Below are 18590 nucleotides of genomic sequence, written 5' to 3'. Positions count from 1 at the left end.
CTAAACCGCTGACGCTCAAATAAAAACGGCCTGGACTAGGCCAGGCCGCAATCATGCATCATACGTGTTACTGCCAAACGACAGTTACGCGCAGAAACAGTTACTTCAACACAGCCAGGGCTGCATCGTAATTTGGCTCTTCAGCAATTTCCTTGACCAACTCGCTGTGCAGCACGTTGTCGTTTTCGTCCAGCACTACGACAGCACGAGCGGTCAGGCCCTGCAGCGGGCCGTCGGCGATGGAAACACCATAGTCAACGGCGAAGTCGGCGTTGCGGAAGTCCGACAGGTTCTTCACGTTTTCCAGGCCTTCGGAACCACAGAAGCGTGCCTGGGCGAATGGCAGGTCGGAGGAGATGCACAGCACCACGGTGTTAGCCACATCGTTGGCTTGGGCGTTGAACTTGCGCACGGAAGTGGCGCAGGTTGGGGTGTCAACGCTTGGGAAGATGTTCAGCACTTTGCGCTTGCCGGCAAAGGTAGCCAGGGTGGCGTTGGACAGGTCGCCGGCGGTCAGGGTGAAGTCTGCGGCTTTGGCGCCGACTTTCGGCAGTTCGCCTTCAACCTGGACCGGGTTGCCTTTAAGGGTGACTTGAGCCATGAACGGAATCCTTATGCTGGGTTTTGGTTAAACGAATTCGAGAGGCCGAAGTTAACCACAAAGTGCCGACGCTACCTACCGCCAGACACAAATTGTCATGCCACCGGTTGTGGTTTAATTGCGCGCTTTTCACCTGCCCTTCAAGGAAACCGTCGTCGATGAATCAGCCTGCCACCAAAGTCCTGGTCATTGGTTATGTCTGGCCAGAGCCCCGCTCCTCGGCTGCGGGCGGGCATATGATGCAGATCCTTGAGAGTTTTCTTACGCAAGGTTGGGACATTACCTTCAGCAGCCCAGCGACCATCGGCGAACACAAGGCCGACTTGCCGGCACTTGGCATCGCCGAATGCGCCATCGAACTGAATAACAGCAGTTTCGATGACTTTATCCGCGAACTGGCCCCGGATATCGTACTGTTCGACCGTTTCATGATGGAGGAGCAATTCGGCTGGCGCGTGGAGCAATGCTGCCCCGACGCCCTGCGCGTGCTGGAGACCTCTGACCTGCAAAGCCTGCGCGACGCACGCCATCAGCGGTTCAAGGAGCATGTGAAAGCCCATCCCGACGGCGACGACTTCACCGCCCTGTTCGCGCCGGCGCTGGAGGACGAGTTCCAGCGCATGGCCGATACCGACCTGGCCAAGCGTGAAATCGCCGCGATTTACCGCTGCGACATCAGCCTGATGATCTCCGACGTGGAAATCCGCCTGCTCACCGAACACTTCAAGGTGCCCGCAGCCCTGCTGCACTGGTGCCCGCTGATGCTGCAGCCGCCCACCCGCGCTTTTGCGCCCTTTGAAGACCGTGCGCACTTTCTCAGCATCGGTAACTTCCGCCACGCGCCAAACTGGGATGCGGTGCTATGGATGAAGAACAGCCTGTGGCCGCTGATCCGCCAGCAACTGCCGGGCGCCCAGTTACATATCTACGGGGCCTACACGCCGCCCAAGGCCACTGCCCTGCACAACCCGGCCCAGGGCTTTCATGTGATGAACTGGGCCGAAGATGCACTGCAAGTGATGACAGCGGCACGTATCTGCCTGGCGCCCCTGCGCTTTGGTGCGGGGATCAAGGGCAAGCTGGTCGACGCGATGCTGTGCGGCACGCCCAATGTCACCACCCCCATCGGTGCCGAGGCCATGGGCGATGATCAACCCTGGCCCGGTGCGCTCGAGCACAACGCCCCGGCCCTGGCGGCCGCTGCCGTGGCTCTTTATCAAGACCGCGAAGGTTGGACCCAGGCCCAGGAACGTGGGCGTCAGCTCCTGGCTCGGCGCTACGACCAGGCCTTCCACGGGCCAGCCTTGGTCGAATGCCTGGAGCGATGCCGCCGCAACCTCGCAGCTCATCGCCGGGACAACTTTACCGGCAGCATGCTGCGCCATCACGCGCATAAAAGTACCCAGTACATGTCCCAGTGGATCGAAGCGAAAAATCGCAACATCTAGACAATCGACGCAAAGAGCATGAAAAGCGTGATTCAGACTTGTCGCCGCTGCGCGGCAAGTCGAATCGGACATCCCTGAGCCCTAACGCTCCCAAACGTACCTCACCTCCTCCAGGGACACCCCGCCACGCACGAGCGTGCGACGGCTGCCAAGCTCTTCCCTTCCCCCGAGCCCTTGATAGAAGCGCACAGCTCTTTGGTTTTCAGCTAGAACCCATAAGGTAATCACCTTATAACCCTGGTCAACCAAACGCTTTAAACCTGACGCCCATAACTGGGCGCCTATACCCTTGCCCCAGTATTCTGCCAACACGTAGATGGCCATGACCTCTCCCGCTTCTGCGCAAGCCTCGTCTTCATCCCGGCAAGGCCCCACTGAAATCCAACCAGTAACTTTTCCATCCACCTCTGAAACTAAAACGTCAGACTCTTTGCTTTCAATCGCATGAGTCCAATGCGCTTCCCTCTTGGGCAAAGTCGCAGTAAGGGAGGCCAAAAAATCAGCGGGCATCAGATCAAGATAAGCTTGTTGCCAGCTACTGACGTGAACGCTGGCGATGCTATGTGCATCGCTGGGACGTGCATCGCGAATCATGAATAAGCCCTCGCTCGTGTCTGTTTCAGATAAAAATCTTCTGTAATCCTACTCGTACAGGATGCAGCGGCGCACGCTCAGACGCTTGAAGCTGGCAGGGCCGTGCACAACGGGGCATTATTCGGGTCGCAACCACAATAAAGCGACGGCAGCATGACCCGAGCAACGCGTATCACCGACCCTTCCTACGAGCTGATGGACGATCACAACGGTCTGTCCATCATCTATCGCCAGCACGGTTTCCCCTGCCCGCTGGTGCGCTGGCATTTTCACAAGGAATACGAACTGCACCTGATCGTCGCCAGCTCGGGCAAGGTGTTTATCGGCGACTACATCGGCAACTTCTACCCCGAAAGCCTGTTCCTCACCGGCCCCAACCTACCGCATAACTGGATCAGCCAGGTGGAGGAAGGCGAAGTAGTGCCCAAGCGCGACATGTTGGTGAACTTCACCGATGAGCTGTTCGAGCAAGGCAGCCATACGTTTGCCGAGCTCAAGAGCCTGGCGCCCTTGCTGGAGCGTGCGCAATACGGCATAGAATTCCGCAGCAAAAAAACCATCGCCCAGGCCATGGCCCTGATGCAGCGCATTGAGGAGGCCCAAGGCATGGCGCGCCTGGGGCATTTTTTCATTTTGCTGGAAGTGCTGAGCGCCTGTGACGACTACCAACTGCTCTCCGGGGTGACCACGCCACAGCAAGCCGATGAACACAGCATCGACCGCACCAACCGTGCGGTGGACTACATCTTTGCCCACTACGCGAGGGATTTGCCCTTGGAAGAAGTCGCGGAATACCTGGGCATGAAGCCGACGTATTTTTCCCGGGTATTCAAACAGGCCACCGGGCGTACGTTTATTGAGTTCGTCAATCGGCTGCGAATCAGCAAGTCCTGCGAATTGCTGGCCGATGGCGATAAGGCCGTTACGGATGTGTGCTTTGAGTCGGGATTCAATAATATTTCCAACTTCAATCGGCGGTTTCAGCAGCTTAAGGGGATGACGCCGTCTCACTATCGGCGGTTGGCGGTGCAGCGGTTGACTGAGCAGAATTTGGCTTGAACCGATTGCCAGCGTGATCCAATCGTCAGATCGGTTGAGCGTAAAAGTTAACGTCTACCAATAAGCCTGTGAAATACTTTTTGTCCTCTGGCTTTAATCTCGGCATCAAGCAAACCAAGCACACTCGTTAAAAAATCATACAAATCACCCTCGAAATATTCTTCAGGGAATGAGGTATCTTGATTAAAAGGCGGATCCACATAGGCCAAGCCATCCAGAGACATATTTCTCTTAATGCAACTCCTTATTTGCACACCAAGAATAACTGAACTCAACAAACCTCTTTCATCAATATAACCGCACACTACTTCCCTCAACCCCAAGACGCAATGGTGGGATTTTTCTTCATCGCCTAAAAACTCTCCAACACCGTCACCAAAACAATAGATAAAACCACTTAAGTAACTGTAATTCATCATCCCTCCTGCACACCATTGCATATCATCACGCCACGTCATTTCATGACAGATGCCATCACTAACGTTTCCCAATTAACCCAGAAAAGAATTTCCGTCGCCGGGCTTTCATTTCACTATCGAGCAGCTCCATTACGCTAGTTAGAAACGTGTATAGATCCCCTTCAAAATAATCTTCAGCGAAAGATGTTTCTTGATCAAATGGGGGATCTACATACTCCAAACCTTCAGCCCCCATGTGATTTTTTATGTAATGTGCTATTTGTTTTTTAAGAATAACTGCATGCACTAAACTGAGCACGCCCCCCTCACCGAAAGAATCCTTGACTATTTCAGGCAAGGTCAAAGGTTGAAAATGCTTTTTTTCATCATCTGATAAAAACTCGCCAACCCCTTCACCAACCTCATACATAAAACTGTGCAAATGCATATACTTGCTCATAACCTTACCTTACAAAGCCGAAAATGCAGTAATTATATAATATGGCATACGATTGTATTCAGCATATTTAATTGTCACCTTGAGCTTTGACATCGTGACAATCTTGGATTGATCTTGCCTAGTGACACCCCAACCAACGGCAGTTTCTAACTGCGTGACGAAACTGTATTGCCCGTGCTTCAATACGAATCTCGCTTTCGAATACATGAGTATTTTAAGTTTATTCCTTTGGAGCGCTTGACTCACAGCCCATTCCGCCACATCAAGATTATAAAAAGTCGACGAGACGTGGACTTTTCTTGAAGCAAATCGTGATTTCAGATACTCCATATCTTTATCAACATGCTTGGATATGGTATGCCCACCACCAAATTTTTTAGGAGCTTGCAGCGGTTTTTCGCTGGTAATAACGGTTATCCGACCTCCCCGCACAGACGAAACTCTGAAGGCGTTGTATAAAGAGGCAGTCGACAGCGGAACTGCAAATTCCGCCGCTAAACCAATAACCTGGCCTGTGGCTCTCGATGCACCAAGCGCTTGAGTTGCAGATGAACCTGCCTTAAAGGCAAACGAATCCGTCTCTTTACCTGTCAGAAGCTGTGTCGCGCCGGCTGAAAGCTGATCGGAGGCATGTATACCCATTGCGATACATCCCGCCTTGCTAAGCAGCGTCGGTTCAGGCACTGCGTACAGTACGCCAGCCCCGGCAAGCTCCACGACACCGCCGACAAGACGCAAGCTACCCACTATACGATTCGACATTATCTCCGCAGGCGAAAGCGACTCTTGAGTCAATATTGCGGCCATCTGCGCGAAGCTTAGTGCTATACGAAACTCTCCATCGTCAGGCATGTGGCGCGGCCCTATGCGAATGGCTTATCGGTGGCCCTGTCCCAACCGCCGGAGATTTTTCCCGCACTGGCGCCTTCAGATCGGCGTTGCTGGGTGTACTCGAATTTGATACGACGATAATTCAGATTGATGACCTCCATAGGAAGGCCGCCTTGATCAGCACCTTGCCCACTTACAGTGGACACCAAAACATCCTCAAGAACGATATCCATATATTTAAACTTTTCACCTCCAGCGCGATGTATGCGGATGGTCACTGTCTTGATTTGTGAGCCTCGGCAACACAACTCGAATAGCTTTGGCGTAGCTCTATCCACGTACTTGCTTATTTGAAAATCACCCAACATCACCCGTCCAGCAGATGCACCACCATTGGAGTGAGTCGATTGGCTGATCGACTGAATTGCGTCGTAATGGTAAGACAGTAATTCGACCCAGCCTTTATGCTCAGCGTCCAATGACTCACCTTCTACACCATCTAAATGCATGAATGCGTCAAAAGCCATTATCAGCTGCCTGGTCGGAATTGAATGAGAGGTCAGTTACCTGACGTATTGCAGCTGATTGCTCGCTTTGACTATTAGTGTCTTTCATGCTTGCTCCTTTTTAAGTGCAACGGGCACGCGATGTCGCACCGCAATGACGCCCAAAAGATGTTGCTGACGAATACACAGCCAAACAACTGTCCGTTCGGCTAGGTATTGGGAAACGCAGAAACGTCTGACAAGGATTTGAGGTTGTCCCTAGGACACTCAATCTCTAGTCTCCGTACACCGCTGCACACGCAGCGGTTGGGCGTCGCGGCCCGGTGTAATCAGGCGCAAAGTGCCATTTCTGCTTTCAGTTGACGCCTTTTTATCGTCTACTGTGCGGCCTTATGGTGGCTGTGCGCGGGATACCTTCGGGTATGCCGGTTTCCTGATTCCGGTCCGCGAACCTGCGTACAGCTACCACCCAATCGCGTCGCGGCGATCAGTGGTAGCTCCATTTAAATCAGGAGTTTCACCATGATCAAACCCACCCCAAATCCCCCAATCGATCCAGCACCCAGCGTGCTATTCACCGTGAAAGACGGTATCTCCACTCAAGACCTTCTGGTCAACCTCAGCGAATCCCTCGCCTCTGCCCACGCCCTCACCTGCGATTTCGCCTTTGAGCTCGACGGCTCGCGACGCGAAGGCGCGCTGGGTATTGCCCAGTTGATCGAGGTGTCTCGATTGTTGGCTGAGCGGGTACTGGCTGATATCGAGCGTTAAATACGGCATCGATCGTCCCCACGCGTCACGGGGACGAACATCGAGTGCAAAAAAGTATCAGTGAGCGTGCGCCCAAGGATTTGTCACAACACCATTTCAAGGCTGTAATCGACGCACACTCTTCCTGGCTACCTGTAGGAAGACACAACAACAATAACTGTCCTTCCGTCGCCCCTGGGCGCGGAAATGGAGTGCGCGATGAAGTTCACAGCAAAAGTACTGCTTGCCTCGACCTGCATGACAGCATGCATGACCCTCAGCGCCGTCAGCTTTGGCGCGCAAACCCTGACCATTGCCACCGTCAATAACAGCGACATGATCCGCATGCAGAAACTCTCGAAAACCTTCGAGGCCGAGCATCCGGAGATCAAGTTGAATTGGGTGGTGCTCGAAGAAAACGTACTGCGCCAACGCCTGACCACCGACATTGCTACCCAGGGCGGGCAGTTCGATGTGTTGACCATCGGCATGTACGAAGCCGCACTGTGGGGTGCCAAGGGTTGGCTGGAGCCGATGAAGGACCTGCCGGCCTCCTACGACCTCGACGATGTGTTCCCTTCGGTGCGTGACGGTTTGTCGGTCAAGGGCTCGCTGTACGCCCTGCCGTTCTATGCCGAAAGCTCGATCACCTATTACCGCACCGACCTGTTCAAGGACGCCGGGCTGAGCATGCCTGAGCACCCGACCTGGACCCAGATCGGCGAATACGCGGCCAAACTTACCGACAAATCCAAAGAGCAATACGGTCTGTGCCTGCGCGGCAAAGCTGGTTGGGGTGAGAACATGGCGCTGATCACCACCCTGGCCAACGGCTACGGGGCGCGCTGGTTCGATGAGAAATGGCAGCCGCAATTCAACGGCCCGGAGTGGAAGGATGCGCTGAACTTCTACGTCGACAACATGAAGAAATCCGGCCCACCGGGCGCCTCCAGCAACGGCTTCAACGAAAACCTGGCGCTGTTCAACAGCGGCAAGTGCGCGATCTGGGTGGATGCCAGCGTGGCCGGCTCGTTTGTTACCGACAAGAGCCAGAGCAAGGTCTCCGAGCATGTGGGCTTCACGTTCGCGCCCCACGAGAAGACCGACAAGGGCACGTCGTGGTTGTATTCCTGGAGCCTGGCGATCCCGACCAGTTCCAAGGCCAAGGACGCCGCCAAGGTATTCACCAGTTGGGCCACGTCCAAGGAATACGGCCAGCTTGTGGCCAAGACCGATGGCATTGCCAATGTGCCGCCAGGTACGCGCAAATCCACCTACAGCGACGAGTACATGCAGGCCGCGCCGTTTGCCAAGGTGACCCTGGAATCGCTGAAAGTGGCCGACCCGACCAAGCCGACCGAGAAGCCCGTGCCGTATATCGGCATCCAGCTGGTGACCATTCCTGAGTTCCAGGCGATTGGTACCCAGGTCGGCAAGTTCTTCTCGGGTGCGTTGACCGGTCAGCAGACGGTAGATGCCGCATTGACCGCCGCGCAGACCACCACCGAGCGTGAAATGAAGCGGGCTGGTTACCCCAAGTAACCCCGGCCTTCACCACAGTCAAATGTGGGAGGGGGCTTGCTCCCGATAGCAATCTACCAGTCGATGATTGTGTGACTGATACACCGCTATCGGGAGCAAGCCCCCTCCCACACTGACCGCGCTCCGATTCGTATCTGACTGGTCTTGATTCTAATGAATACACCCGCCAAAAACCGCCTGGCCAACCCCGGCTGGTTCCTTGTCAGCCCCTCGGTGGCCTTGTTGCTGCTGTGGATGATCGTGCCCCTGGGCATGACCCTGTACTTTTCGCTGATCCGCTACAACCTGCTCTACCCCGGTGAAAACCAGTTCGTGGGGCTGGAGAACTTCACCTACTTCATCACCGATTCGGGCTTCCTGCCCGGCGCCACCAATACGCTGTTGCTGGTGGGCAGCGTATTGCTGATCAGCGTGGTCTTTGGTGTGCTGATCAGTGCCCTGCTGGAGGCCAGTGAGTTCCTCGGGCGCGGCATCGTGCGGGTGCTGCTGATTTCGCCGTTCTTCATCATGCCCACCGTCGGGGCGCTGATCTGGAAGAACCTGATTTTCCACCCGGTGTCGGGGATTCTCGCCGCGGTGTGGAAGTTCTTCGGGGCCGAGCCGGTGGACTGGCTGGCGCATTACCCGCTGCTGTCGATCATCATCATTGTCTCGTGGCAATGGCTGCCCTTCGCGATCCTGCTGCTGATGACCGCGATGCAGTCCCTGGACCAGGAACAGAAGGAAGCCGCCCGCCTGGACGGTGCCGGCGCCATTGCGATCTTCTGGCACCTGACCCTGCCGCACCTGGCCCGCCCGATTGCCGTGGTGGTGATGATCGAAACGATCTTCCTGCTCTCGGTGTTCGCGGAGATCTTCACCACCACCAACGGTGGCCCGGGTTACGCCTCGACCAACCTCGCCTACCTGATCTACAACCAGGCGCTGGTGCAGTTCGATGTGGGCATGGCCTCGGCCGGCGGCCTGATTGCCGTGGTCATCGCCAATATCGCGGCGATCATCCTGGTGCGGATGATCGGCAAAAACCTGACTGACAAGCCTTGAGGGCCGCGCCATGACACTTCAACAATCCCGCCGCCTGCAAAGCCTGCTGCTCGGTACGTTGGCCTGGGCCATCGCGATCCTGATTTTCTTCCCGATCTTCTGGATGGTGCTGACCAGCTTCAAGACTGAAATCGACGCGTTCGCCACCCCGCCGCAGTTCATCTTCACGCCGACGCTGGAGAACTACCTGCACATCAACGAACGCAGCAACTACTTCGCCTACGCCTGGAACTCGGTGGTGATTTCCTTCAGCGCCACTGCCCTGTGCCTGCTGATCTCGGTGCCGGCCGCCTATTCCATGGCGTTCTACGAAACCCAGCGCACCAAGGGCACGCTGCTGTGGATGCTGTCGACCAAGATGCTGCCGCCGGTGGGCGTGCTGATGCCGATCTACCTGCTGGCCAAGAGCTTTGGCCTGCTGGATACGCGTATTGCGCTGATCATCATCTACACCCTGATCAACCTGCCGATTGTGGTGTGGATGGTGTACACCTACTTCAAGGACATTCCCAAGGACATCCTCGAAGCCGCCCGCCTGGACGGCGCCACCCTGTGGCAGGAAATGATCCGCGTGCTGCTGCCGATTGCCAAGGGTGGCCTGGCCTCCACGGTGCTGCTGTCGTTGATCCTGTGCTGGAACGAGGCGTTCTGGTCGCTGAACCTGACCTCGTCGAGCGCCGCGCCGCTGACCGCACTGATCGCCTCCTACTCAAGCCCCGAAGGTTTGTTCTGGGCCAAGTTGTCCGCCGTCTCGACCCTGGCCTGCGCGCCGATCCTGATCTTTGGCTGGATCAGCCAGAAACAGCTGGTGCGCGGTTTGTCCTTCGGCGCCGTCAAATAACGGCTTCTTATAAAAATTGCGAAAAGGAGGCCCATCATGGCCAACCTGAAAATCAAGAATCTGCAAAAAGGCTTCGAAGGCTTTTCCATCATCAAGGGCATTGACCTGGAAGTGAACGACAAGGAATTCGTGGTGTTCGTCGGCCCGTCGGGCTGCGGTAAATCCACCCTGCTGCGGCTGATCGCGGGCCTTGAGGAAGTCAGCGACGGCACCATCGAACTCGATGGCCGCGACATCACCGAAGTGACCCCGGCCAAACGTGACCTGGCCATGGTGTTCCAGACCTACGCGCTGTACCCGCACATGAGCGTGCGCAAGAACATGTCGTTCGCCCTGGATCTGGCCGGCGTCGACAAGAAGCTGGTGGACAGCAAAGTCAGCGAAGCGGCGCGCATCCTCGAGCTCGGTCCGCTGCTGGAGCGCAAGCCCAAGCAACTGTCCGGCGGCCAGCGCCAGCGCGTGGCGATCGGCCGGGCGATTGTGCGTAACCCGAAGATCTTCCTGTTCGACGAGCCGCTGTCCAACCTCGACGCCGCGCTGCGCGTGCAGATGCGCCTGGAACTGGCGCGTCTGCATAAAGAACTGCAAACCACCATGATCTACGTGACCCACGACCAGGTTGAAGCCATGACCCTGGCCGACAAGGTGGTGGTGCTCAACAGTGGCCGTATCGAACAGGTCGGCTCGCCGCTGGAGCTGTATCACCAGCCGGCCAACCTGTTCGTGGCCGGGTTTCTCGGCACGCCGAAGATGGGTTTCCTCAAGGGCAAGGTCACCCGCATCGAGAGCCAGGGCTGCGAAGTTCAACTGGACGCCGGCACCCTGATCAGCCTGCCGTTGAGCGGCACCACCTTGAGCGTCGGCAGTGAGGTGACCCTGGGGATCCGTCCGGAGCACCTGGAAATCGCTGCGCCGGGGCAAACCACCCTGACCGTCACCGCCGATGTCGGCGAGCGCCTGGGCAGTGACACCTTCTGCCACGTCATCACTGCCAATGGCGAGCCGCTGACCATGCGCATCCGCGGCGACATGGCGAGCCAATACGGCGAAACCCTGCAGCTGCACCTGGACCCGGCGCACTGCCATCTGTTCGACACAAACGGTGTAGCCGTGGCCCGCCCACTGCGCGCTGCCGCCTGATCCCGAGTATTTCCCGATGAAACTGAATAAAGCCAACCTCACGCAGCTGGCGCCGGAAGTGAAAACCCCGGCCTACGCGATTGCCGACACCCGCCAGGGTATTGCCCACATCGGCGTCGGCGGCTTTCACCGTGCGCACCAGGCGTATTACACCGACGCCCTGATGAATACCGGCGAGGGCCTGGACTGGAGCATTTGCGGCGTCGGCCTGCGTGCCGAAGACCGCAAGGCCCGCGACGATCTGGCCGGCCAGGACTACCTGTTCACCCTGTACGAACTGGGCGATACCGACGACACCGAAGTACGTGTGATCGGCGCCATCAGCGACATGCTGCTCGCCGAAGACGGCGCCAAGGTGCTGATCGATAAACTGGCCGACCCGGCGATCCGCATCGTCTCGCTGACCATCACCGAGGGCGGCTACTGCATCGACGACAGCAACGGTGAGTTCATGGCCCACCTGCCACAGATCCATCATGACCTGGCGCACCCCACGGCGCCGAAAACCGTGTTCGGTTTCATCTGCGCCGCCCTGACCCAGCGCCGCGCCGCCGGCACCCCCGCGTTCACCGTGATGTCCTGCGATAACCTGCCCCACAACGGCGCCGTTACCCGCAAGGCACTGCTGGCCTTCGCCGCCCTGCATAATGCCGAGCTGCATGACTGGATCAAGGCCAACGTCAGCTTCCCGAATGCCATGGTCGACCGCATCACACCCATGACCAGTACCGCTCACCGCCTGCAATTGCATGACGAACACGGCATCGACGATGCCTGGCCGGTGGTGTGCGAGCCGTTTGTGCAGTGGGTGCTGGAAGACAAGTTTGTCAGCGGCCGCCCGGCCTGGGAAAAGGTCGGCGTGCAGTTCACCGATGACGTCACGCCTTACGAAGAGATGAAGATCGGCTTGCTCAACGGCAGCCACCTGGCGCTCACCTACCTGGGGTTTCTCAAGGGTTATCGGTTTGTCCACGAGACCATGAACGACCCGCTGTTCGTGGCGTATATGCGTGCGTATATGGACCTGGACGTCACCCCAAACCTGGCGCCGGTGCCAGGCATCGACCTGACCGCCTACAAGCAGACCTTGGTGGAGCGCTTTTCCAACCAGGCGATTGCCGACCAGTTGGAGCGCGTGTGTTCCGATGGTTCATCGAAGTTTCCCAAGTTCACCGTGCCGACCATCAATCGCCTGATTGCCGATGGCCGCGAGACCGAACGCGCCGCACTGGTGGTCGCGGCCTGGGCCTTGTATTTGAAGGGCGTGGATGAGAATGGCGTGAGCTACAAGATCCCCGACCCACGGGCCGAATTCTGCCAGGGGCTGGTGACGGATGACGCACTGATCAGTCAGCGCTTGTTGGGCGTGGAGGAGATTTTTGGTACGGCTATTCCCAAGTCGGCGGCGTTTGTGGCAGCGTTTGAGCGATGCTATGCAAGCTTGCGCGACAAAGGCGTCACCGAAACCCTGCAACAACTCCTGAACAAACCGGATTAAAACTGTGGGAGGGGGCTTGCTCCCGATGAGGGTGTATCAGTAAATGCATCTGTAACTGACTCACCGCCATCGGGAGCAAGCCCCCTCTCACACTTGACCGGGTTACCAATCCAAAAATAATACTGCTGAGCAAATCCTCATGACCCAGCAAAACCTGTTTCTCGGCATCGACTGCGGCACCCAAGGCACCAAGGCCATCGTCCTCGACACCTCCAGCGGCAAGGTACTGGGCCTGGGCGCCGCCGCGCATACGCTGATCAGCGGCGCCAATGGCCGCCGTGAGCAGCACACCCAGGAATGGCTTGACGCCTTTACCGAAGCCACCCACCGCGCCCTGCAACAGTCCGGCGTGGATGGTCAGGACATCCTCGGCATCGGCGTTTCCGGCCAGCAACATGGCCTGGTGCTGCTGGATGAGCAAGGTGCAGTGCTGCGCCCGGCCAAGCTGTGGTGCGACACCGAAACCACTCCCGAGAATGACCGCCTGCTGCACCACCTGGGCGGCGAAAGCGGCTCCCTGGAGCGCTTGGGCGTGGCGATCGCACCGGGCTACACCGTCTCCAAACTGCTCTGGACCCGCGAGCAGCATCCGGATGTCTTCGCACGCATCGCCCATATCCTGTTGCCCCACGATTACCTCAACTACTGGCTCACCGGCCGTGCCTGCGCCGAGTACGGCGACGCTTCCGGCACCGGCTATTTCGATGTGCGCAGCCGCACATGGGATGTGGCGCTGCTCCAGCACATCGACCCCAGCGGTCGCCTTGAAGCCGCCTTGCCACAGTTGATCGAAGCCAACCAAGCAGTGGGCACGATCCTGCCGGCCATCGCCGAACGCCTGGGCATCAACCCCAAGGCCGTGGTGTCCAGCGGCGGCGGCGACAATATGATGGGCGCCATCGGCACCGGCAATATCGCCCCCGGCGTGATCACCATGAGCCTGGGCTCCTCGGGCACCGTCTATGCCTTTGCCGACCAGCCCAACGTCAGCCCGCAGGCCTCGGTGGCGACCTTTTGTTCGTCGAGTGGCGGCTGGCTGCCGCTGATCTGCACCATGAACCTGACCAACGCCACCGGCGTGATTCGCGAGCTGTTCGAACTGGACCTGAATGCCTTTAACGCCCTGGTCGAACAGGCGCCTATCGGTGCCGATGGCGTGAGCATGCTGCCGTTCCTCAATGGCGAACGCGTGCCCGCCCTGCCCCACGCCACCGGCAGCCTGCATGGCCTGACCATGACCAACCTGACCCGCGCCAACCTGTGCCGCGCCGTGGTCGAAGGCACCACGTTCGGCCTGCGTTACGGTCTGGACCTGCTGCGCCACACCGGCCTGCAAAGCCAGAGCATCCGCCTGATCGGCGGCGGCTCGAAAAGCCCGGTGTGGCGGCAGATGGTCGCCGATATCATGCACACCGAAGTGGTCTGTACCGAACAAAGCGAGGCTGCTGCCCTGGGCGCGGCGATCCAGGCGGCCTGGTGCCAGAGTGGCGAATCCCTGGCCAGCCTGTGCGAAAAATGCGTGAGCATCGACCCGGCCAGCCGCACCTTGCCGATGTCGGCTAATGTCAGTGCCTATCAACAGGCGTATGAGCGTTATCAACAGCACGTGGCATCCCTTTAAGAGCGAACGACTATGTACCTGGTTTGTGGTGAAGCGCTGTTTGATTTTTTCAGCGAGGAAGATGCCCGTGGGCAGCCGGCCAAGCTCAATTACAAGGCCATTGCCGGTGGCTCGCCGTTCAACGTGGCGGTGGGCCTGCGCCGCCTGGGCATTGAGTCAGGGTTCTTTGCCGGCGTGTCCACCGATTACCTCGGTCGCCGCTTGCTGCAGGTGCTCAAGGACGAAGGCGTCAGCGAACGCTTCCTGGTGGAATTCGACGCGCCGACCACCCTGGCGATGGTCGCCGTGGGTGCCAATGGTTCGCCGCAGTACAGCTTCCGTGGCGAAGGCTGCGCCGACCGCCAACTGCAAACGGCGCATCTGCCAACCTTGGGTAATGAGGTGCGTGGGCTGCATATCGGGTCGTTTTGCCTGGTGGTGCAGCCGGTTGGCGACACCCTGCTGAACCTGGTCAAGCGCGAGAGCGGCAAGCGCCTGATCAGCCTCGACCCGAATGTGCGCCTTAACCCGCAGCCGGATATCCAGCTGTGGCGCGAGCGCGTGGCGCAACTGGTGCAGCATGCTGACCTGATCAAGGTCAGCGACGAAGATTTGCACCTGCTCTACCCCGGCCAGTCACCGGAAAGCGTAGTACAAGGCTGGCTGCAGCATCGTTGCCAATTGGTGTTTCTCACCCGTGGCGGCGACGGCGCTTCGGTATTCAGTCGCCAGCACGGCAACTGGTCTCAGCCGGCGGTCAAGGTGGTGATGGCCGATACGGTGGGAGCCGGCGATACCTTCCAGGCGGCACTGATTGCCTGGCTGACCGAGCAGCAGCTGGATTCACTCGAGGGTCTGCAGCAGCTGACGCGCACACAAATTGACAGCATGCTCGGCTTTGCGATTCGCGCGGCTGCGTTGACCTGTACCAAGACCGGACCCGACCTGCCGTACCGTCATCAGTTGGGCTGACGCGCATAGCAATGGGCCTGGCGAATGCCAGGCCCTGGGTCAACTTAAATTCAAGCCTTAACTAAAAATAACCGCGCGCTCCTGCTCGACGCAGGGCGGGGGTGTGGGTCTGGGTGTGTTTGAGGTCTTCACGCAAACCGGCGATCAGGTTGCAAATGGCTCGACTGCTGTCGAGTTTGTCAGCGTTTATACCTTTGACTTCCAAGTCCACCCGGTCACGGTCACGGTCGTCATACACCTTGATCGTTAACGAAGCATCCTCGGCTTTGGTGCATTCGCACCGTTTAGGCAGAAAACTTCCTTCAATAATGCTGCGAAGTTCAAGTTCCGAAAGCATGGCCAACCTCTCCTTTTTTGAGACTGCCAATCAGTTTCTTATGGGCTTGGCAGGCGCTGGCCTGCCCCGTCTTGCCAACCCTGGCAGACGCCTGTACTCACCAAGCCTACTCGGCAAATCTCGGCGTTGTTGTAACTTTTCCTCATAAGCAACCTACCGTTTAATATGAAGCAGATTGCGGCCTTGAAATAATCGTCGAACCACTTCGATTAAACGTTTAACCCTGCACATCAGGGTAAACAGCAAAGTGAGCCGAAGCTTTTTTCGGCAACATGTAGCAACTATCAGGCGGGTAATCTGGCCCGTGGGGTTTACTTGAAGTATACGAAACGTATACGCTTTGTATATCAACCCCGAACAGTGAAACCTCATGGGCATCGTCAAGATCACCGACCAACTGCACGAACAGCTTCGCCTGGCCAGCGCCGCCATGGACCGCTCCATCAACGCCCAGGCCGAGTTCTGGATCAAGATCGGCCTGCTCGCCGAACTCAACCCACACCTGCCTTACAACGAGCTGATAAACAAGCTGTTGCTGGACAAGCCCGACCTGATCCGGGGGCGCAACTGATGATCAAGACCGCCGCGCAATTGGCCGTGATGCGTGAATCCGGGCGCCTGTTGGCCCAGGTGTTCGACATGCTCGACGGCTTTGTCGCCGCCGGCCGCTCAACCCTGGAACTGGACAGCGCCGTCGAAGCCTTCATCCGCCACGAACTCAAGGCCCGCCCCGCCAGCCTGGGCCAGTATGACTACCCCTTCTGCATCAACACCTCGATCAACGAAGTGGTGTGCCACGGCATGCCCAGCGCCAAGCAGTTCCTCAAGGACGGCGACATCATCAACATCGACATCACCCTGGAAAAAGGCGGTTTTATTGCCGACTCCAGCAAGATGTACATGATCGGTAACGTGGCGCCCAAGGCCAAACGCTTGGTGGAAATGACCTTCGAGGCCATGTGGGCCGGTATCCGCCAGGTCAAGCCTGGCGCGCGCCTGGGTGATATCGGTCATGCGATCCAGAGCCACGCCCAGGCCAACGGCTACAGCGTGGTGCGCGAATACTGCGGCCATGGCATCGGCCGGCAGATGCATGAAGAGCCGCAGATCCTGCACTTTGGCCGCCCCGGCACCGGCCTGGAGTTGCGCGAGGGCATGGTGTTTACCATCGAACCGATGCTTAACCAGGGCAGCGCCAAGGTGCGCAGCCTGAAGGACGGCTGGACGGTGGTGACCAAGGACAACAGCCTGTCGGCGCAGTGGGAGCATACCGTGGCGGTAACGGCGGATGGGTTTGAAGTGCTGACCCTGCAAACGCCGGTTTTCACCACACCTGGCCCTGGCGTTTAAGCTCAAGGCGCCGCACGAACTCCTCCAGTACGAGGCCATACAGGTCGTCCTGCAGGTAGGCGTCTTCGATGCCCGCATCCAGGTTGGGATTGTCGTTGACCTCGATTACCACCACTTTGTCGCCGGACTGCTTTAGGTCAACGCCATAGAGGCCGTCGCCGATCAGGTTGGCGGTCTTCACGGCCAGCTCCACCACGGCCTTGGGCGCTTCGTGGACCGCCAGGGTGCGGCACTCGCCGTTGATGGCCTGGCCGATGGCCTTGTGGTTGTAGATCTGCCAATGGCCCTTGGACATGAAGTACTGGCAGGCAAAGATCGGTTTACGGTTGAGCACGCCGATGCGCCAGTCGTATTCGGTGTAGAAGAACTCCTGGGCCAGCAACAGCACCGAATGCTCGAACAGCTCGGCGGTGGCCTTGAGCAACGCCGCCTGGCTTTCGACCTTGATCACCCCGCGGGAGAAACAGCCATCGGGGATCTTCAGTACCAGCGGAAAGCCCAGGCGCTCGCCGACGCGTTCAAAGTCCTGCGGTCGTTCCTTGTAGAGAATCTCGGTGGCTGGCATGCCGAGTTGGTGACTGTTCAACAGGTCGGTGAGGTAGACCTTGTTGGTGCAGCGCAGGATCGATGCGGGGTCATCCATGACCACCAGGCCTTCGCTTTCGGCTTTCTTGGCGAAGCGATAGGTATGGTTGTCGACGCTGGTGGTCTCACGGATCAGCAAGGCGTCGTATTCGGCCAGGCGTGCGTAATCCTTGCGTTCGATCAACTCCACATCGATGCCCAGGCCCTTGCCGACCCGTATGAAGTTTTCCAGGGCACGGGGGTTGGACGGAGGCAGTTGCTCCTGGGGATCGTGAAGAATTGCTAGGTCATAACGGGCCAATCGGCGCGAGCGTGGCTGACGCCAGACTTTGCGGCTGAAGTTGTCGAGGGCGTGGGCGAATTGGTCTTCCTGATCGTCGCGTAACTTGTGCAATACGCCGGACTTCACTCCTTCGATATGCCAGCCGTTATGCTGACGGAATTCAACCAGCAAGATCGGACAGGGAAAGGTTTCAAATAACTGGCGCGCCAACTCTTGCAAGGGTTCTATCGTCGTTCGACCAAAATACAGGGTCAGGGTAAAGCCTTCGGTATTGCTGTAGAGATGATGACTCAAGGCTTTTTCGAGGGTTTTATCCAGGTCATCCAGGGCCAGGCCATACAGGGCCTTCCTGGTCAGCTCACTGATGGTGCGCACCGATGGAATCACCTTGTGCCCACGTGCCTCGGCCAGCAACGAGCAATAGTAGCCGTGCCCCAGGTACTTGTAGCTGCGGCACAGGTTGATCACCTGCACACGCTTGCCCGTCTCGTTTTTCCGGGTCTGCTCCAGGTATTGCTGGGCAGTGACAATGTCTTCGCTGGGGAAGTAAGAGGCCCAATCTTCCTTGCGTTCGACAATAATTACGACTTGGCTTGAACTTAGGAGTGGCGCGGATAAATAACCGTTGGAGGTTATTGTCGCCGCGACTGTTTGCTCGGATACTTGACGCCAATGACTGTGTACCGCCGACATAATAGTTGATCCGCTTTAGAGAACTCGACCTTTTCTATTAAGCACGATCTTTTAGGGA

At 57.7% G+C, this 18590-nt stretch carries 20 protein-coding genes; 12 read left to right on the top strand and 8 right to left on the bottom strand.

Translation table 11 applies throughout. The features are described from left to right. Positions 1-100 precede the first annotated feature (100 nt). Complete coding sequence (gene tpx, locus QZR30_RS18720; protein ID WP_003190967.1) at positions 101-601, bottom strand: thiol peroxidase; 501 nt, start codon at positions 599-601, stop codon at positions 101-103. A gap of 158 nt (positions 602-759) precedes the next feature. On the opposite strand from tpx, the gene QZR30_RS18715 reads away from it, so the two are divergent. After that, positions 760-2049 (top strand): glycosyltransferase, encoded by a 1290-nt coding sequence (locus tag QZR30_RS18715; RefSeq protein WP_068967084.1) that lies wholly within the window; start codon positions 760-762, stop codon positions 2047-2049. A gap of 81 nt (positions 2050-2130) precedes the next feature. On the opposite strand, the gene QZR30_RS18710 is transcribed toward QZR30_RS18715, so the two are convergent. Next, positions 2131-2643 (bottom strand): GNAT family N-acetyltransferase, encoded by a 513-nt coding sequence (locus tag QZR30_RS18710; protein ID WP_059397554.1) that lies wholly within the window; start codon positions 2641-2643, stop codon positions 2131-2133. A gap of 153 nt (positions 2644-2796) precedes the next feature. Here QZR30_RS18710 and QZR30_RS18705 point away from each other — a divergent pair, with 153 nt between their 5' ends. Further along, complete coding sequence (locus QZR30_RS18705) at positions 2797-3702, top strand: AraC family transcriptional regulator (RefSeq protein ID WP_046067948.1); 906 nt, start codon at positions 2797-2799, stop codon at positions 3700-3702. A gap of 47 nt (positions 3703-3749) precedes the next feature. On the opposite strand, the gene QZR30_RS18700 is transcribed toward QZR30_RS18705, so the two are convergent. From QZR30_RS18700 to QZR30_RS18685, 4 genes are all read right to left on the bottom strand, one after another. Beyond that, positions 3750-4118: a hypothetical protein gene (locus QZR30_RS18700; RefSeq protein WP_311903895.1), complete on the bottom strand. Its 369-nt coding sequence runs from the start codon at positions 4116-4118 to the stop codon at positions 3750-3752. Between the two features lie 61 nt (positions 4119-4179). Continuing rightward, a complete protein-coding gene (locus QZR30_RS18695; protein WP_232923788.1) occupies positions 4180-4560 on the bottom strand; it encodes a hypothetical protein in 381 nt (126 codons plus the stop codon). 9 nt (positions 4561-4569) lie between these two features. Next, a complete protein-coding gene (locus QZR30_RS18690) occupies positions 4570-5412 on the bottom strand; it encodes an RNase A-like domain-containing protein (protein ID WP_311903893.1) in 843 nt (280 codons plus the stop codon). Between the two features lie 11 nt (positions 5413-5423). Beyond that, positions 5424-5918: an Hcp family type VI secretion system effector gene (locus tag QZR30_RS18685; protein WP_046067945.1), complete on the bottom strand. Its 495-nt coding sequence runs from the start codon at positions 5916-5918 to the stop codon at positions 5424-5426. A gap of 501 nt (positions 5919-6419) precedes the next feature. On the opposite strand from QZR30_RS18685, the gene QZR30_RS18680 reads away from it, so the two are divergent. From QZR30_RS18680 to QZR30_RS18645, 8 genes are all read left to right on the top strand, one after another. Continuing rightward, entirely contained in the window at positions 6420-6668 is a 249-nt protein-coding gene (locus QZR30_RS18680; protein ID WP_046067944.1) for a DUF6124 family protein, read from the top strand. A gap of 198 nt (positions 6669-6866) precedes the next feature. Continuing rightward, positions 6867-8189 carry an ABC transporter substrate-binding protein gene (locus QZR30_RS18675; protein WP_046067943.1) on the top strand — a complete coding sequence of 441 codons (1323 nt, stop codon included), beginning with the start codon at positions 6867-6869 and terminating at the stop codon, positions 8187-8189. A gap of 153 nt (positions 8190-8342) precedes the next feature. Further along, positions 8343-9233: a carbohydrate ABC transporter permease gene (locus QZR30_RS18670; RefSeq protein ID WP_043051067.1), complete on the top strand. Its 891-nt coding sequence runs from the start codon at positions 8343-8345 to the stop codon at positions 9231-9233. Between the two features lie 10 nt (positions 9234-9243). Beyond that, positions 9244-10074, top strand: coding sequence for a carbohydrate ABC transporter permease (locus tag QZR30_RS18665; RefSeq protein WP_068967081.1), 831 nt, complete (start codon positions 9244-9246; stop codon positions 10072-10074). A 36-nt stretch (positions 10075-10110) separates the two neighbouring features. Further along, positions 10111-11214 carry an ABC transporter ATP-binding protein gene (locus QZR30_RS18660; RefSeq protein WP_311903887.1) on the top strand — a complete coding sequence of 368 codons (1104 nt, stop codon included), beginning with the start codon at positions 10111-10113 and terminating at the stop codon, positions 11212-11214. 16 nt (positions 11215-11230) lie between these two features. Further along, on the top strand, positions 11231-12712 hold the full coding sequence (locus QZR30_RS18655) for a mannitol dehydrogenase family protein (protein WP_311903884.1): 1482 nt from the start codon (positions 11231-11233) through the stop codon (positions 12710-12712). A gap of 139 nt (positions 12713-12851) precedes the next feature. Further along, on the top strand, positions 12852-14333 hold the full coding sequence (xylB, locus tag QZR30_RS18650) for a xylulokinase (RefSeq protein ID WP_311903882.1): 1482 nt from the start codon (positions 12852-12854) through the stop codon (positions 14331-14333). Between the two features lie 12 nt (positions 14334-14345). Next, entirely contained in the window at positions 14346-15284 is a 939-nt protein-coding gene (locus QZR30_RS18645) for a carbohydrate kinase family protein (protein ID WP_311903881.1), read from the top strand. 61 nt (positions 15285-15345) lie between these two features. Here the strand turns inward: QZR30_RS18645 and QZR30_RS18640 are convergent, their stop codons facing one another. Next, on the bottom strand, positions 15346-15621 hold the full coding sequence (locus QZR30_RS18640) for a DUF1652 domain-containing protein (protein ID WP_046067938.1): 276 nt from the start codon (positions 15619-15621) through the stop codon (positions 15346-15348). A 370-nt stretch (positions 15622-15991) separates the two neighbouring features. Between QZR30_RS18640 and QZR30_RS18635 the strand changes: the two genes are divergently transcribed. After that, positions 15992-16192, top strand: a complete 201-nt coding sequence (locus QZR30_RS18635; RefSeq protein WP_043051061.1) for a ParD-like family protein — start codon at positions 15992-15994, stop codon at positions 16190-16192. Continuing rightward, positions 16192-16971: a type I methionyl aminopeptidase gene (gene map, locus QZR30_RS18630; RefSeq protein WP_046067937.1), complete on the top strand. Its 780-nt coding sequence runs from the start codon at positions 16192-16194 to the stop codon at positions 16969-16971. The genes QZR30_RS18635 and map overlap by 1 nt, the downstream gene beginning before the upstream one ends. On the opposite strand, the gene QZR30_RS18625 is transcribed toward map, so the two are convergent. Further along, positions 16946-18532, bottom strand: coding sequence for a RimK family protein (locus QZR30_RS18625; RefSeq protein WP_056845834.1), 1587 nt, complete (start codon positions 18530-18532; stop codon positions 16946-16948). The genes map and QZR30_RS18625 overlap by 26 nt on opposite strands. Positions 18533-18590: the final 58 nt, after the last annotated feature.

Source organism: Pseudomonas sp. rhizo25 (assembly GCF_031931935.1).
Classification (GTDB): Bacteria; Pseudomonadota; Gammaproteobacteria; order Pseudomonadales; family Pseudomonadaceae; genus Aquipseudomonas; species Aquipseudomonas synxantha.
This window is presented reverse-complemented; position numbering and strand designations above follow the sequence as displayed.

Bases quoted from the DNA above. Each gene is read 5' to 3' on its own strand.
- tpx (WP_003190967.1), bottom strand. From the start codon at position 601: ATGGCTCAAGTCACCCTTAAAGGCAACCCGGTCCAGGTTGAAGGCGAA.
- QZR30_RS18715 (WP_068967084.1), top strand. From the start codon at position 760: ATGAATCAGCCTGCCACCAAAGTCCTGGTCATTGGTTATGTCTGGCCA.
- QZR30_RS18710 (WP_059397554.1), bottom strand. From the start codon at position 2,643: ATGATTCGCGATGCACGTCCCAGCGATGCACATAGCATCGCCAGCGTT.
- QZR30_RS18705 (WP_046067948.1), top strand. From the start codon at position 2,797: ATGACCCGAGCAACGCGTATCACCGACCCTTCCTACGAGCTGATGGAC.
- QZR30_RS18700 (WP_311903895.1), bottom strand. From the start codon at position 4,118: ATGAATTACAGTTACTTAAGTGGTTTTATCTATTGTTTTGGTGACGGT.
- QZR30_RS18695 (WP_232923788.1), bottom strand. From the start codon at position 4,560: ATGAGCAAGTATATGCATTTGCACAGTTTTATGTATGAGGTTGGTGAA.
- QZR30_RS18690 (WP_311903893.1), bottom strand. From the start codon at position 5,412: ATGCCTGACGATGGAGAGTTTCGTATAGCACTAAGCTTCGCGCAGATG.
- QZR30_RS18685 (WP_046067945.1), bottom strand. From the start codon at position 5,918: ATGGCTTTTGACGCATTCATGCATTTAGATGGTGTAGAAGGTGAGTCA.
- QZR30_RS18680 (WP_046067944.1), top strand. From the start codon at position 6,420: ATGATCAAACCCACCCCAAATCCCCCAATCGATCCAGCACCCAGCGTG.
- QZR30_RS18675 (WP_046067943.1), top strand. From the start codon at position 6,867: ATGAAGTTCACAGCAAAAGTACTGCTTGCCTCGACCTGCATGACAGCA.
- QZR30_RS18670 (WP_043051067.1), top strand. From the start codon at position 8,343: ATGAATACACCCGCCAAAAACCGCCTGGCCAACCCCGGCTGGTTCCTT.
- QZR30_RS18665 (WP_068967081.1), top strand. From the start codon at position 9,244: ATGACACTTCAACAATCCCGCCGCCTGCAAAGCCTGCTGCTCGGTACG.
- QZR30_RS18660 (WP_311903887.1), top strand. From the start codon at position 10,111: ATGGCCAACCTGAAAATCAAGAATCTGCAAAAAGGCTTCGAAGGCTTT.
- QZR30_RS18655 (WP_311903884.1), top strand. From the start codon at position 11,231: ATGAAACTGAATAAAGCCAACCTCACGCAGCTGGCGCCGGAAGTGAAA.
- xylB (WP_311903882.1), top strand. From the start codon at position 12,852: ATGACCCAGCAAAACCTGTTTCTCGGCATCGACTGCGGCACCCAAGGC.
- QZR30_RS18645 (WP_311903881.1), top strand. From the start codon at position 14,346: ATGTACCTGGTTTGTGGTGAAGCGCTGTTTGATTTTTTCAGCGAGGAA.
- QZR30_RS18640 (WP_046067938.1), bottom strand. From the start codon at position 15,621: ATGCTTTCGGAACTTGAACTTCGCAGCATTATTGAAGGAAGTTTTCTG.
- QZR30_RS18635 (WP_043051061.1), top strand. From the start codon at position 15,992: ATGGGCATCGTCAAGATCACCGACCAACTGCACGAACAGCTTCGCCTG.
- map (WP_046067937.1), top strand. From the start codon at position 16,192: ATGATCAAGACCGCCGCGCAATTGGCCGTGATGCGTGAATCCGGGCGC.
- QZR30_RS18625 (WP_056845834.1), bottom strand. From the start codon at position 18,532: ATGTCGGCGGTACACAGTCATTGGCGTCAAGTATCCGAGCAAACAGTC.